Source organism: Curtobacterium sp. USHLN213 (genome assembly GCF_037144815.1).
GTDB lineage: Bacteria > Actinomycetota > Actinomycetes > Actinomycetales > Microbacteriaceae > Curtobacterium.
Map to the genome: position 1 here is coordinate 1 of NZ_JBBCYQ010000012.1, position 13,195 is coordinate 13,195.

The following is a 13,195-nucleotide window of genomic DNA, read 5'->3' on the forward strand; positions in this document are numbered from 1 at the left end:
GGGGGGCCCGCGCCCCGCGGGGGGGCCGCGCGGGGGGTCCGGGGGGGGGCGCGGGCCCCCCGGGGGGGCCGCGGGTGGGGGCCGGCGGGGGGGGGGGGGGGGCCCCCCCCCCCCCCCCGCCTCCAGTCCGTCAGGTGGATGCGTCGAGGACGCTAGGCGCGCGCGGACCGCACCCGGTCCGCGAACGCGGCGTGCAGCGGGTGCTGCTCGTCGAGCCCGGTGATCTCGGTCACGACCTCGGCGTCGCTCCGGTCCGAGCGCAGCAGCGCCTGGAGTTCGACGCTCTGCTCGTCGTCCGGCACGTCGAAACGCAGCGCGGCGCCCATGGCGTCGAGCAGCGCCGTCGGCTCCGTGCCGTCCTCGGCGAGGGCGGCGGCGGGCGACACGAAGCGCTCGTCGCGGGAGAGCTTGCGCAGCGGCTGTCGGCCGACGCGGGTCACGGTGTCGGGCAGGTGCGGGTTCTCGAAGCGCCCGATGATGGCCTGCACGTACGCACGGTGCACCTCGGGGTCGAGCTCGTGGCGGCGGACGAGCAGGTCGCTCGTCTCGGCGAGCACGGACTCGAGCTCGGACCGGACCGCGGGGATCGCGATGGCGTCCGAGATCTTGTCCGCCCCGGCGAGGAAGCCGTGGTACGCGACGGTCGCGTGCCCGGTGTTCACCGTGAAGAGCTTGCGCTCGATCGACGCGGCGAGGCCGTCGACGTAGTGGGCGCCGGGGATCTCCGGCTCGTTCCCGCCGAACGGCGTGCGGTCGATGGCCCACTCGAAGTAGGTCTCGACGGTGACGTCCAGGCCGGCGCCCTCGGGCTGCGCCGGGACGATGCGGTCGACCGCGGTGTTCGCGAAGACAGCCCTGGCGAGGGCCTGGTCGCGGACGTCGGCGGGGAGCGCCTCGACGATGAACTCGCGCAGGCGGTCGGTGGCGTTGAGGGCGTTCTCGCACGCCATCACGGCGATCGGCGCGGCGTCCGCGTCGCGCTGCTGGAGCGCCTTCGCGATGACCGGCGCGATGAACTTCAGGACGTTCGGTCCGACGGCGCAGGTGACGATGGACGCCGTGGCGATCTCGGCGACGACGGCCGATTCGTCCTGGGCGCTGTTCAGGGCACGGAAGTTCGTGACCTCGTGGTCGCGCGCGTTCTGACCGACCTCGTGCACGGTGTACGAGTCGGCAGCGGCGAGAGCGTCGATGAGGGGCGCGGCGACGTCGGCGAAGACGACCTCGTAGCCGGCCTCGTGCAGGAGCAGTCCGACGAAGCCGCGGCCGATGTTGCCCGCGCCGAAGTGGACGGCGGTGGGGGTGCTCACTCGTTGACCTCGCCGAGGATCGACAGGATCGCGGCGGTGTCCGGCGCGTCGGTCAGCTTCTGGACCTCGTCCTCGTCGCTGAACACGATCGCGATCTTGGACAGGATGTCGAGGTGCTCGTTGTTGACGCCGGCGATGCCGACGACGAAGCGGACGGGGTTGCCGTCCCAGTCGATCGGGGTCGCGTAGCGGATGAACGACAGCGCCGAGGACTTGATGGCGTCCTTCGCGTCGTTCGTGCCGTGCGGGATGGCGAGGAAGTTCCCCATGTAGGTCGAGACGCTCTTCTCGCGCTCGAGCATCGCCGGGTAGTAGTCCGCCGTGACCGCGCCTGCAGCCTCGAGGATCTCGGCAGCCTCCTTCATCGCCTCCGACTTGGTCGGTGCGGTGTCCTCGGTGTGGATCCGGATCTGGCTCTCCTGCAGGACGGGCATCGGGGTTCTCCTTGCTTCGTGACGTGGCGTCGTGGACGTGTGGAGGGGACGAGCCGTGGCCCGTCCCCTCCGATACTGCACTTCGTTACTGGTTCTTGAGCTGTTCGACGACCTGGTCGTACTGCGGCGCGTTCATGAAGTTGCCGACCGACACGTGCTGTGCGTTCGGGTTCTTCTGCTTCGCGCGCTCCGTCAGCTCCTCCTGCGTGATGATCAGGTCCTCGTCACCGGAGAGGTTCGCGATCGCCTTGTTGGAGACCGTGACCCCTTCGATGCCCGCCTTCTTGATCTTGTTGCGGAGGACGCTGGCGCCCATCGCGCTGGAGCCCATGCCGGCGTCGCAGGCGAACACGAGGTTCTGGACGCGGGTCGCGGTCGCGGTGGTCGCCGAACCGACGCCACCGAGCGAGGCCTCGGCCTCCTCCTCGTTCGCCGGGGAGTTGTTGCCGAGCAGGCCCGAGGTCGCGGCGTTGACGTCGCGGCCCTTGTTCGCCTGGAGCTTCGCCATCGCGGCGCTCATGTCGCCGCCGCCGTTCGCGAGGTCACGCTTACGGGTCGCGATGAGGAAGAACGACGCGACCGCGAACGACACCGCTGCGGACAGGATGACCGAGAGGATGACGCCGAGGAAGCTGTCCTTCGCCGTTGCACCGAGCACCGCGAAGATCGATCCGGGCGACGCCGGGGCGACGAGACCGGAGTGGAACGCGACGTTGGTCGCGACGCCCGTGGCACCACCGAGGATGACGGCGATGAACAGGACCGGCTTCTGCAGCACGTACGGGAAGTAGATCTCGTGGATGCCGCCGAGGAACTGGATGATGATCGCGCCGGGAGCGGTCGAGCGGGCGATGCCGACACCGAAGAAGGTGAAGGCGAGCAGGATGCCGAGACCCGGGCCGGGGTTCGCCTCGAGCAGGAAGAGGATGCTCTTGCCGGACTCCTGGACCTGCTGCGCGCCGAGCTGGTCGAGCACACCGTGGTTGATGGCGTTGTTGAGGAAGAACACCTTGGCCGGCTCGATGATCACGCTGGCGAGCGGGAGCAGCGAGTGCTGGACGAGGAAGTTCACCGCGTCGCCGAGGCCCTCGGCGATGAGCTTGAACAGCGGCGCGAGCCAGAAGAACCCGGCCATGGCCAACCCGAAGCCGAGGATGCCGGCCGCGTAGTTGTTCACGAGCATCTCGAAGCCCGGCCGGATCTTGCCGTCCCAGAGCTTGTCGATCTGCTTGATGAGGTACGCGCCGAGCGGCCCGCAGATCATCGCGCCGAGGATCATCGTCGTGCCGTTGGCGCCGATGATGACACCCATGGTCATGATCGAACCGACCACCGCACCACGGGTCTCGTAGACCATCCGGCCACCCTGGATCGCGATCGCGAGCGGGATGAGGTAGGTCAGGATCGGGCCGACGAGGCCGACGTTCGCGACGCCGCCCGTCTCACCGAAGCCACCGAGGATGCCCACGGGCGTCCAACCGGTCTCGATGAAGAAGGCGGTGATGATGCCCCACGCGATGAAGATCGCGATGTTGGGCATGACCATGCCGGAGAGGAACGTGCCGAACTTCTGAACGGCGACGCGTGCGCCGCCCCGCGACTTCGCGGGAGCGTCGGGCGCTGCAACGGACGACGTTGTCATGTGCGGTGACTTTCTGTGAGGTGCTGCTGCTGCGTGTGGAGGGGAGGTGGTGCTGGGGGTTCGGATCAGGCGGCGTGCGTCGCGGCCGCGGCGGACTTGGCGGCCGCCGCCGTGCTCGCGGCGAGTGCCGCCTGGGCCATCTCGCGGGCCTGGTCGAGGGTGTGCTTGCCGAGTTCGGCGCGCACGTCGGCCAGGGCCGCGGGGGTCATGGAGAGGGTCGTGGCGCCGAGACCGACGAGCACGACCGCGAGCAGCGGGTCGGCCGCTGCCTCGCCGCAGATGCCGACGGGCTTGCCGGCGTCCGCACCCGCTGCGCCGAGCTGCGCGACGAGGCGGAGCACGGCGGGGTGCCACGGGTCCTGGTAGGACGCAACGGTGCCGAGCATGCGGTCGGCGGCCATCGTGTACTGGGTCAGGTCGTTCGTGCCGATCGACACGAAGTCGGCGGAGGTGAACACCTGCTCGGCCATCAGCGCGAGCGAGGGGACCTCGGCCATCACACCGGCGGTGCGGATCCCGAGCTCGCGGGCGAGGTCGACGAAGTACTCGGTCTCCTCGGCGTCGGCGACCATCGGGGCCATCACCCAGAGGTCGGCCTCGGTCTCGGCGTCGGCCTGGGCGAGCGCGGTGAGCTGGTCGCGGAGCACCTCGGGGTGGTTCCGGAGCGCCCGGAGACCGCGTCGACCGAGGGCCGGGTTCTCCTCGTCCTTGTCGGTGAGGAACGGCAGGGGCTTGTCGGCACCCGCGTCGAGCGCCCGGACGACGACCTTCTTGCCCGGGAAGGCCTCGAGCAGCTGCTTGTAGGAGTCCTTCTGCTCGTCGACGGTCGGCGCCTTCGGCGAGTCGAGGAAGAGGAACTCGGTGCGGAAGAGCCCCACGCCCTCCGCACCGAGAGCAACGGCGCCCGCGGCGTCGGCCGGGCTGCCGAGGTTCGCGAGCAGCGGGACGGTGTGCCCGTCGGCGAGCGCGCCGGCGGTCAGGGGCGCTGCGGCCGCGGCGAGGCGGTCGGCGATGCGCTGCTCGACGTCGGCGACGAGTTCGGCCGACGGGTCGGTCACGACGGTGCCGGCGGCGGCGTCCACGACGACGACCGTGCCGTCGGACAGGTCGTCCGCGCCGGTCACGCCGACGATCGCGGTGATGCCCTTGGCGCGGGCGAGGATCGCCGTGTGCGAGGTCGGGCCGCCGTCACGCGTGACGAGGGCGAGGACCTTGTCGAGGTCGAGGAGCGCGGTGTCGGCCGGCGCGAGGTCACGGGCGACGAGCACGAAGGGGGTGTCCGACTCGGGCACACCCGGGGCGTGGACGCCGCGGAGCTTGGCGATGATGCGCTGGGCGACGTCGTCGAGGTCGGCGGCACGCTCCCCCATGTACCCGCCCATCGAGACGAGCAGGTCGCGGAACTGGCCGAACGCCTCGAACACGGCGCGCTCGGCGTTGGTGCCGCCGTCGATGCGGGCGTGCACGTCGTCGAGGAGGGTCGGGTCCTGCGCCATGAGCGCCTGCGCCTCGAGCACGGCCTGGGCGTCCCCGCCGGCGAGCTGCCCCCGCTTGTTGAGGTCCTCCGCCACCGCTGCGATCGCGGCGGCCACGGCCTGCTTCGCGTCGTCCGCCGAACCGGTCAGGGCGTCCTTCGACGGTTCGCCGAGCGGGTCGGCCATGCGGAGCACGGGGCCGTGGGCGACGCCACGGCCGACGCCGGTGCCGAGCAGTTCGGACATTCGAGACTCCTTCATCTCACGCGCGCTTGCGGTGGGGTGGTTCGTTCGGTGCGCGCAGCGCGGAGACGGGACCCCGCCGGTGCGGCTGAGCAGCACCATACCCCGATCCACGTTGACAAACAAACACATCCGGGGATAAAAATGCAGAAACAGATGCCCGTTTGCGTCTGGTGGCGGATCCGTTCGGGTCGCGGTCGCCGAAGACGTGCCCGGTCGTGTCCGTTCCGTTCCGACTCCCCCACCGCTTCCGAGACGACGAGGCCCCGATGTACGCACCAGAGCGCCACCAGCGCATCGTCGAACAGGCGCGTGCGCAGGGCCGGGTCGACGTCAAGGACCTCGCCGAGCTGCTCGAGGTGACCCCGGAGACGATCCGCCGCGACCTCACCTCGCTCGAGCGGCGCGGGCTGGTCCGACGTGCGCACGGTGGCGCGATCCCCGTCGAACGCATCACCCTGCACCCGGGGGTCGGCGACCGTGGCGGCATCAACCAGGCCGAGAAGATGGTCATCGCCGAGGCCGCGCTCGGCGAGCTGCCCGAGAACGGGTCGGTCATGATCGACGCCGGCACCTCGACGATCTGCCTCGCCGAGATGCTCCCGACCGACCGTGGCCTCACCGTCGTGACGCACTCCCTACCCGTGGCGATGGCGGTCGCGAACCGGCCGGGCATCGACCTGCACCTGCTCGGCGGCAACATCCGCAGCGACTCGCTCGCCGGCGTCGGCACGTGGACGCACCAGCTCATCGGGATGGTCAGCGTCGACGTCGCGTTCATCAGCATCAACGGCATCACGCCCGAGCGCGGCCTCACGACGCACAACATGGCCGAGGCCGCCGTGAAGTCCGCGATGATCAAGTCCGCGCGCCGCAGCATCCTGCTCGCCGACCACACCAAGTTCGGTCGCGAGGAGTTCGGCCGCGTCGCCCCGCTCGCCGCGATCGACACGATCATCACCGACCCCGGCGTGAACGCCGACCTCGTCCGCGAGGTCGAGGCCGCCGGCACCGAGGTCTTCTGGCCCGGCCGCGACTGACCCTGCGTCCCGCCCCGGAACCGCCCACCCCGCGCTCGCTACCATGAGCCAACCACCCATCGACAGGAGTACATCGATGTCCGAAGCCACCCGCACCGTCACCGTCGCCAGCGCGTCCGGCCTGCACGCACGCCCGGCCTCCCTCTTCGTCCAGACCGTGACCGCGTCCGGCCACCAGGTCACGATCGCGAAGGGCGACAAGTCCGGGAACGCCGGCAGCATCCTCGCGCTCCTCGGGCTCGGCATCGAGAACGGCGACGAGGTCACCCTCACGGTGAACGGCGACGACGCCGAGACCACCGCGGACAGCCTGGTCGAGTTCCTCAAGACGGACCACGACGCGGCCTGACCACAGGACGGACGGGAGGCGCGGTGCCAGCTGGCACCGCGCCTCCCGTCCGTCGTCCGGTCGCCCCTACTGCTCCTGCCCCAGCGGCGGGATCGGGCGCAGCTCGCCCCAGGCGAAGGCACTCTCAGCGATGAAGTCCTGCAGGTCGTCGGCGATCTTCAGCAGCATCTCCGGTTCCCCGTCGCGGAGCCACAGCCAGGAGTCGCCGTCGTCGCCGGCGACCGACCAGGCGAGCGCCATCCCCTCGTCGGCGACCTCGGTGTCGACCACCCGCCGCAGTCGTTCGGACCAGTCGCTGTACACCCAGAACTCCGCCGCACGGAACTCGTCCGGACGCAGCATCTGCTCGGCCACGGGACGGAACGCGGCGAGCAGCTCCCCCACGGTCATCACGACGGTCACGGCGCGAGCCTACGACCGTCGCTGTCGTGTCGGCACCCGCCGATAGGGTGTTCTGCATGACTTGCCTGCGCCTCGCATCCGTCAACGTGAACGGCATCCGTGCCGCGTTCCGGAAGGGCATGGGCGACTGGCTCGCCACGCGCGACGTCGACGTGCTCGCCCTGCAAGAGGTCCGCGCGTCGAGCGACGACCTCGCCGGGCTCCTCGGCGACGAGTGGGACATCGTGCACGACCCCGCCACCGCGAAGGGTCGGGCGGGCGTCGCGATCGCCTCCCGCCACAGCGCGCACGTGCACCGCGTCGCGCTCGGTGCGGACGACTTCGACTCCGCCGGGCGTTGGCTCGAGGCCGACTACGAGATCGGCGGCACCACGGTGACGGTCGTCTCGACGTACGTGCACTCGGGCGAGGTGGACACCCCGAAGCAGGACGAGAAGTGGAAGTTCCTCGACGCGATGACCGAGCGGCTGCCGAAGCTCCGCGAGCACAACCCGCTCGCGGTCGTCGTCGGCGACCTCAACGTCGGGCACGACCAGCGGGACATCAAGAACTGGAAGGGCAACGTCAAGCGCGCGGGCTTCCTGCCGCGTGAGCGTGCCTACTTCTCGCGGTTCTTCGGCGAGCAGGGGGCCGAGGTCGAGGGCGCCGACGGCACCACCGGGCCCGGTCTCGGCTGGGTCGACGTCGGTCGCGCCCAGGCCGGCGACGTCGAGGGGCCGTACACGTGGTGGTCGTGGCGCGGCCAGGCGTTCGACAACGACACGGGCTGGCGGATCGACTACCAGATGGCGACCCCGGAGCTCGCCGCGAAGGTCACGCAGTACACGGTCGACCGCGCTGCCGCGTACGACCAGCGATGGTCCGACCACGCCCCCGTGGTCGTCGACTACGAACTCTGACCCGCACCCCCACACTTCTCCAGCACAGGACAGCACCATGACCAAGACGCGCATCTTCTCGGGCATCCAGCCCTCGGCCGGTTCCCTCCACCTCGGCAACTACATCGGCGCGCTCATGCAGTGGCGGACGCTGCTCGACGACTACGACGCCATCTACTGCGTCGTCGACATGCACGCGATCACGTCCCCGCAGGACCCGGCCGAGCTCCGCGCGAACACCCGGGCGACGGCCGCGCAGTACATCGCCTCGGGCATCGACCCGACCAAGGCGACGCTCTTCGTGCAGTCGCACGTCCCGGCGCACGCCGAGCTCGCGTGGGTGCTGAACACGCTCACCGGCTTCGGCGAGGCGAGCCGGATGACCCAGTTCAAGGACAAGTCCGCCCGGCAGGGCACCGAAGCCGCGTCGGTCGGGCTCTTCACGTACCCGATCCTGATGGCGGCGGACATCCTGCTGTACGACACGAAGGTCGTGCCGGTCGGTGACGACCAGCGGCAGCACGTCGAGCTCACCCGCGACCTCGCCGGGCGCTTCAACTCGCGGTTCGGCGACACGTTCGTCGTACCGGAGGCCCGGATCCTCACCGACACGGCGCGGATCTACGACCTGCAGGACCCGACGAGCAAGATGAGCAAGTCGGCCGCGTCCGACAACGGCCTCATCCGCCTGCTCGACGACCCGAAGCGCACCGCGAAGAAGATCCGCTCGGCGGTCACCGACACCGAGCGGGAGATCCGGGCCGACCGTCAGGCGAAGCCGGGCGTGACGAACCTGCTGTCGATCCTCTCGGCGTTCACCGGCACCGCGGTCGCCGCGCTCGAGGAGTCGTTCCAGGGCAAGGGCTACGGGGACCTGAAGGGCGAGGTCGCCGACGCCGTCGTGGCCGAGCTCGAGCCCGTGCGCGCCCGCACGCTCGAGCTGCTCGACGACCCGGCCGAGCTCGACCGGCTCCTCGCCGTCGGCGCCGAGCGTGCCGAGTCCATCGCCGCCGAGACCCTCGCGAAGGTCTACGAGCGCATCGGCTTCGTGCCCCGCACCCGGCGCTGACCGTGCGCCCCGTCACGCTGTCGTCCGCCCGGGTGCACCTCGACGTGCCCACCCGGGCGGACGCGACGGCGATCACCGAGGCCTGCCAAGACCCGGACATCGTGCGATGGACGACGATCCCCACGCCGTACACCGCCCGGGACGCCACGACCTTCGTCGACGCGCTCGTCGGTCCGGGCTGGGCCTCCGACCGCGAGTACACCTGGGCGATCCGTCGGACGGGGTCCACCTGGCTCGAGGGGATCATCGGGTACCGCACGGCGCGGCGGGACCTCGGCTTCTGGCTCGCACCCTCCGCACGCGGGGCCGGGCTGATGCACGACGCCGTCGGCCTCGTGCTCGACTGGGCCTTCGCGCAGGGTGCGCCGGACGTGTACTGGGAGTGCTACGTCGGCAACACCGCCTCGGCCTCGGTCGCCCGTGCCGCGGGGTTCTCGTACACCGGCACCGGCGACGCGCTCATCCCCGGGCGGGACGGCGCTCCGACGACGGCGTGGAAGGGGCTCCGGCGGGCCGACGGCGCTCCCGCGTCCGACCTGCCGTGGCCGGCCGAGACGACGACGGCACGCCCGGATGACGCGTCACCGACCGTTCGCGGATAGTCTCGGACCGTGACCGTCACCCCTCGGCCGTCGGACTCCGCGGCCTCCCCCGCAGCGCACCCCTCGGTCTCGCCGGCCGAGCTCCGTGCGATGCGCCGCGGCCTCGAGCTCGCGGCCCTCGGCCCCGCGGTCGGTGACCACGTCCGCGTCGGCGCCGTGATCCTCTCCCCCGACGGAGCGGTCCTCGCCGAGGGCTGGCACAAGGGCGCCGGTACCCCGCACGCCGAGGTCGACGCGATGTCGAAGGTCGACCCCGCACACCTGGTCGGCGCGACCGCCGTCGTCACCCTCGAACCCTGCAACCACACCGGACGCACCGGTCCGTGCGCCGTCGCCCTGCTCGAAGCGGGGATCGGCCGCGTCGTGTACGCCGTCGACGACCCCGGGCCGGCAGCCCACGGGGGTGCCGAGCGACTCCGGTCCGGCGGAGTCGACGTCGTCTCGGGCGTCCTCGCCGACGAGGTCGAGGACTTCCTCGAGCGCTGGCTCCTCTCGGTGCGCCTCGGACGCCCGTGGGTGACGGTGAAGTGGGCATCGAGCCTCGACGGCCGGGCCGCGGCGGCCGACGGCACGAGCCAGTGGATCACCGGTGCGGCCGCACGCCAGCACGTCCACGAACAGCGCGCCGCGCACGACGCGATCCTCGTCGGGACGGGCACGGTCCTCGCCGACGACCCGAGCCTCACCGCGCGGGGCGACGCCGGGGAACTCCTCGCCGACCAGCCCGTCCCGGTGGTGTTCGGCGCCCGGCCGGTCCCCGACGACGCCGCGGTCCGCCGCCACCCTCGCGCCCTGCTGACGCTGTCCGGCCACGACCTCGCCGCCTCGCTCCACGCACTGCGGGACCACGGCGTGCACTCGGTGTTCGTCGAGGGCGGGCCCACCGTCGCCTCGGCGCTCATCGCGGCCGGTCTGGTGGACGAGTACCTCGTCTACCTCGCGCCCGTCCTGCTCGGCGGCCCCCGCGTTGCCCTCGGTGACGTCGGTGTGGGAAGCATCGGCGAGCGTCGCCGGTTGGACGTACTATCGACCACCAGCCTCGGCCCCGACCTGCTGGTCCGAGCCCGACCCCACCGCGCACCCCGGCCGGCGGCGGCCGAGCCCGGGATCGCGGGGCCCCAGAACGACCGGAGCACCACATGACCGATGCACTCACCTCCCCCACCCCCGGGAGCCCGGTCCAGTTCGAGGTGTCGACGAACGTCCCGACCACGCACGGCACGTTCGAGATGCGCGCGTACCGCGACCTCGTGACGAGCGCCGAGCACGTCGCGATCATCGCCACCGGCCCGGACGGCGCAGCACCGCGCGACGGCGCCCTCGTCCGGGTGCACTCGGAGTGCCTGACGGGCGAGGCGTTCGGGTCCCTCAAGTGCGAGTGCGGCCCGCAGCTCGACGCCGCGCTCGACACGATCGCGGCCGAGGGCGGCGTCGTGATCTACCTCCGCGGGCAAGAGGGCCGCGGCATCGGTCTCATCAACAAGCTCAAGGCCTACCGCCTGCAGGAGGACGGCCTCGACACGCTCGACGCGAACCTCGCGCTCGGTCTCCCCGCCGACTCGCGGGCGTACGGCGGCGCGGCGGGCATCCTCGCCGACCTCGGCATCACCACCGTCCGCCTCCTGTCGAACAACCCCGAGAAGCGCCGCCAGCTCGAGGAGCACGGCATCACGGTGGAGAGCCTGGTGCCGCTGGTCGTCGGCGTCTCCGCGCAGAACGCGGCGTACCTCGACACGAAGCGCGACCGGATGGGGCACCAGCTCCCCGCGCACCTCGAAGCGGGCAGCCCGCTGGCCTGACCGAGCGCCGGCCCGGCCCGGTCACGATCCAGCGGATTCGCAGGTTCACGACATCTGTCGTACGATGGTGGCCCCCGTCACAAGCGGTACACCACCACGAACCGAACGCACCCGATCAGTGCCCGCGCCACCCCGCGCGAACCGATCGGTGTCCGCCGTCCGGAACACCGCTGCGCTCCCCCCGAGCGTCATCCACGGAGTCTCCTCACCCCATGTCCGCCGCACCGGCACCCGCATCCCCGAAGACCGCAGGCAACCCGCGCTCCCGCGTCGTGATCGCCAGCCTCGTCGGCACCTCCATCGAGTTCTACGACTTCTACGTCTACGCGACCGCCGCGGTCCTCGTCTTCCCGACGCTCTTCTTCCCGAACGAGGACCCGACGGCATCGCAGCTGTCCTCGTTCGTCACGTTCGCCCTCGCGTTCTTCGCCCGCCCGGTCGGCTCGATCATCTTCGGCCACTTCGGCGACCGCGTCGGCCGCAAGGCGACCCTCGTGGCGTCCCTGCTCGTGATGGGCACCGCGACGTTCCTCATCGGCTGCCTGCCGACGTTCGACTCGATCGGCATCTGGGCGCCGGTGCTCCTCGCGGTGATGCGCTTCGCCCAGGGCGTCGGGCTCGGTGGCGAGTGGTCGGGCGCAGCACTGCTCGCGACCGAGAACGCGCCGAAGGGCAAGCGCGGGGTGTTCGGCTCGATGCCGCAGCTCGGTGCCCCGATCGGCTTCCTGCTCGCCAACGGCCTGTTCATCGCGATCAACGCGGCGATGCCCGCCGGCGCCGACGGCACCCCGAACCCGGACTTCCAGGCCTGGGGCTGGCGACTCCCGTTCCTGCTGTCGGCCGTCCTGGTGATCGTGGGCCTCTACGTGCGGTTCAAGCTCGTCGAGTCGACGGTGTTCCGTGGCGTCCAGGAGTCCGGTTCGGTCGCCAAGGTCCCGCTCGGCCGGGTGTTCCGCACCTCGTGGCGCGCCGTGATCGTCGGCACCTTCGGCATGGTCGCGACCTACGTCCTCTTCTACTTCATGACGACGTTCACGCTGTCCTACGGCACCACGGGCGCCGAGGCCGGCCCCCTCGTCCCGAAGATCGGCCTCGGCTACACCCGTGGCGAGTTCCTCACGCTGCTCATGATCGGCGTCGTGTTCTTCGGCATCTTCACGCCGATCGCAGGCATCCTGGCCGACAAGTTCGGCCGTCGTCGCACGCTCATCCCGACCACGATCGGCATCGCGCTCTTCGGCCTGACGTTCCAGTTCTGGTTCGCCGCGTCGACCGGTCCGATCACGGTGGTGACGTTCCTGATCGTGGGACTGTCGCTGATGGGCCTGACGTTCGGTCCGATGGGCGCTCTCCTGCCGGAGCTCTTCCCGACGAACGTGCGGTACACGGGTTCGGCGATCGCCTACAACGTCGCGTCGATCCTCGGCGCTTCGCTCGCTCCGACCATCGCGCTCGCGCTGTGGCAGCCGGACGGCAACATCTTCCTGGTCGGGCTCTACCTCACGATCGCCGCGGTCGTGACGCTCGTCGCCCTGTTCTTCATCCGTGAGACGAAGAGCGCCGCGCTCGACGCGGCGGACACCGCCGGTGAACCGGACGCAGCACCGGTGGACGCGCGCGTCTGACGCGACCACCTGCACGGACGGGAGGCGCGGTGCCGGCTGGCACCGCGCCTCCCGTCCGTCGTCAACCCGGGTTGACATCCGTCGGTGCGTCAATGTAGGTTGACACGCGTGGACCGACCGACCATCACGAGCCTCGCCGCCGGCGCAGCCGGAGACGACCCGTTCTCCGCCCTCGCCAGCGTGCGCGAACTCCGTCGTGAGCTCGACCGGACCGAGGAACTCGCGGCCCGACGTGCCCGGAACGCCGGCGCCTCGTGGCAGGAGATCGCGACGCTGCTCGGCGTCAGCCGCCAGGCAGTGCACAAGAAGTACGGCAGAAACTAGGAA

The 13,195-nt window shown here is 71.0% G+C and carries 13 protein-coding genes and 1 pseudogene; 9 read left to right on the top strand and 5 right to left on the bottom strand.

Going from position 1 to position 13,195, the window contains the following annotated elements:
• Nucleotides 1-152: 152 nt before the first annotated feature.
• The 4 genes from WFH25_RS15470 to ptsP form a co-directional block, all read right to left on the bottom strand.
• Entirely contained in the window at nucleotides 153-1,310 is a 1,158-nt protein-coding gene (locus WFH25_RS15470; protein ID WP_336698472.1) for a mannitol-1-phosphate 5-dehydrogenase, read from the bottom strand.
• Nucleotides 1,307-1,744, bottom strand: a complete 438-nt coding sequence (locus tag WFH25_RS15475) for a PTS sugar transporter subunit IIA (RefSeq protein ID WP_022907882.1) — start codon at nucleotides 1,742-1,744, stop codon at nucleotides 1,307-1,309. Before WFH25_RS15475 ends, WFH25_RS15470 begins: the two co-directional genes overlap by 4 nt.
• Before the next feature lie 85 nt (nucleotides 1,745-1,829).
• Nucleotides 1,830-3,386 (bottom strand): PTS mannitol transporter subunit IICB, encoded by a 1,557-nt coding sequence (locus WFH25_RS15480; protein ID WP_336698474.1) that lies wholly within the window; start codon nucleotides 3,384-3,386, stop codon nucleotides 1,830-1,832.
• 65 nt (nucleotides 3,387-3,451) lie between these two features.
• A complete protein-coding gene (gene ptsP, locus WFH25_RS15485) occupies nucleotides 3,452-5,107 on the bottom strand; it encodes a phosphoenolpyruvate--protein phosphotransferase (RefSeq protein ID WP_083295279.1) in 1,656 nt (551 codons plus the stop codon).
• 266 nt (nucleotides 5,108-5,373) lie between these two features.
• Between ptsP and WFH25_RS15490 the strand changes: the two genes are divergently transcribed.
• Nucleotides 5,374-6,144: a DeoR/GlpR family DNA-binding transcription regulator gene (locus tag WFH25_RS15490; protein WP_071303090.1), complete on the top strand. Its 771-nt coding sequence runs from the start codon at nucleotides 5,374-5,376 to the stop codon at nucleotides 6,142-6,144.
• A 76-nt stretch (nucleotides 6,145-6,220) separates the two neighbouring features.
• The gene (locus WFH25_RS15495) at nucleotides 6,221-6,493 is read left to right on the top strand and encodes an HPr family phosphocarrier protein (protein WP_070418429.1); all 273 of its coding nucleotides are present in this window, start codon (nucleotides 6,221-6,223) and stop codon (nucleotides 6,491-6,493) included.
• Between the two features lie 66 nt (nucleotides 6,494-6,559).
• On the opposite strand, the gene WFH25_RS15500 is transcribed toward WFH25_RS15495, so the two are convergent.
• Nucleotides 6,560-6,895, bottom strand: coding sequence for a hypothetical protein (locus tag WFH25_RS15500; RefSeq protein WP_336698476.1), 336 nt, complete (start codon nucleotides 6,893-6,895; stop codon nucleotides 6,560-6,562).
• A 56-nt stretch (nucleotides 6,896-6,951) separates the two neighbouring features.
• Here WFH25_RS15500 and WFH25_RS15505 point away from each other — a divergent pair, with 56 nt between their 5' ends.
• The 7 genes and pseudogenes from WFH25_RS15505 to WFH25_RS15535 all read left to right on the top strand — a co-directional run bounded on the left by WFH25_RS15505 (nucleotide 6,952) and on the right by WFH25_RS15535 (nucleotide 13,192).
• Entirely contained in the window at nucleotides 6,952-7,794 is an 843-nt protein-coding gene (locus tag WFH25_RS15505) for an exodeoxyribonuclease III (protein ID WP_336698478.1), read from the top strand.
• A gap of 37 nt (nucleotides 7,795-7,831) precedes the next feature.
• Complete coding sequence (gene trpS, locus WFH25_RS15510; protein WP_336698479.1) at nucleotides 7,832-8,842, top strand: tryptophan--tRNA ligase; 1,011 nt, start codon at nucleotides 7,832-7,834, stop codon at nucleotides 8,840-8,842.
• Nucleotides 8,843-8,844: 2 nt separating this feature from the next.
• On the top strand, nucleotides 8,845-9,444 hold the full coding sequence (locus WFH25_RS15515) for a GNAT family N-acetyltransferase (protein WP_175496049.1): 600 nt from the start codon (nucleotides 8,845-8,847) through the stop codon (nucleotides 9,442-9,444).
• Nucleotides 9,445-9,534: 90 nt separating this feature from the next.
• Nucleotides 9,535-10,587: a bifunctional diaminohydroxyphosphoribosylaminopyrimidine deaminase/5-amino-6-(5-phosphoribosylamino)uracil reductase RibD gene (gene ribD, locus WFH25_RS15520; RefSeq protein WP_092386665.1), complete on the top strand. Its 1,053-nt coding sequence runs from the start codon at nucleotides 9,535-9,537 to the stop codon at nucleotides 10,585-10,587.
• A gap of 29 nt (nucleotides 10,588-10,616) precedes the next feature.
• Nucleotides 10,617-11,243: pseudogene (gene ribA / locus WFH25_RS15525) on the top strand (GTP cyclohydrolase II); the annotation flags it as partial.
• A 212-nt stretch (nucleotides 11,244-11,455) separates the two neighbouring features.
• Nucleotides 11,456-12,868, top strand: coding sequence for an MFS transporter (locus tag WFH25_RS15530; protein WP_336698481.1), 1,413 nt, complete (start codon nucleotides 11,456-11,458; stop codon nucleotides 12,866-12,868).
• Nucleotides 12,869-12,976: 108 nt separating this feature from the next.
• The gene (locus WFH25_RS15535; protein WP_022907338.1) at nucleotides 12,977-13,192 is read left to right on the top strand and encodes a hypothetical protein; all 216 of its coding nucleotides are present in this window, start codon (nucleotides 12,977-12,979) and stop codon (nucleotides 13,190-13,192) included.
• Nucleotides 13,193-13,195 lie beyond the last annotated feature (3 nt).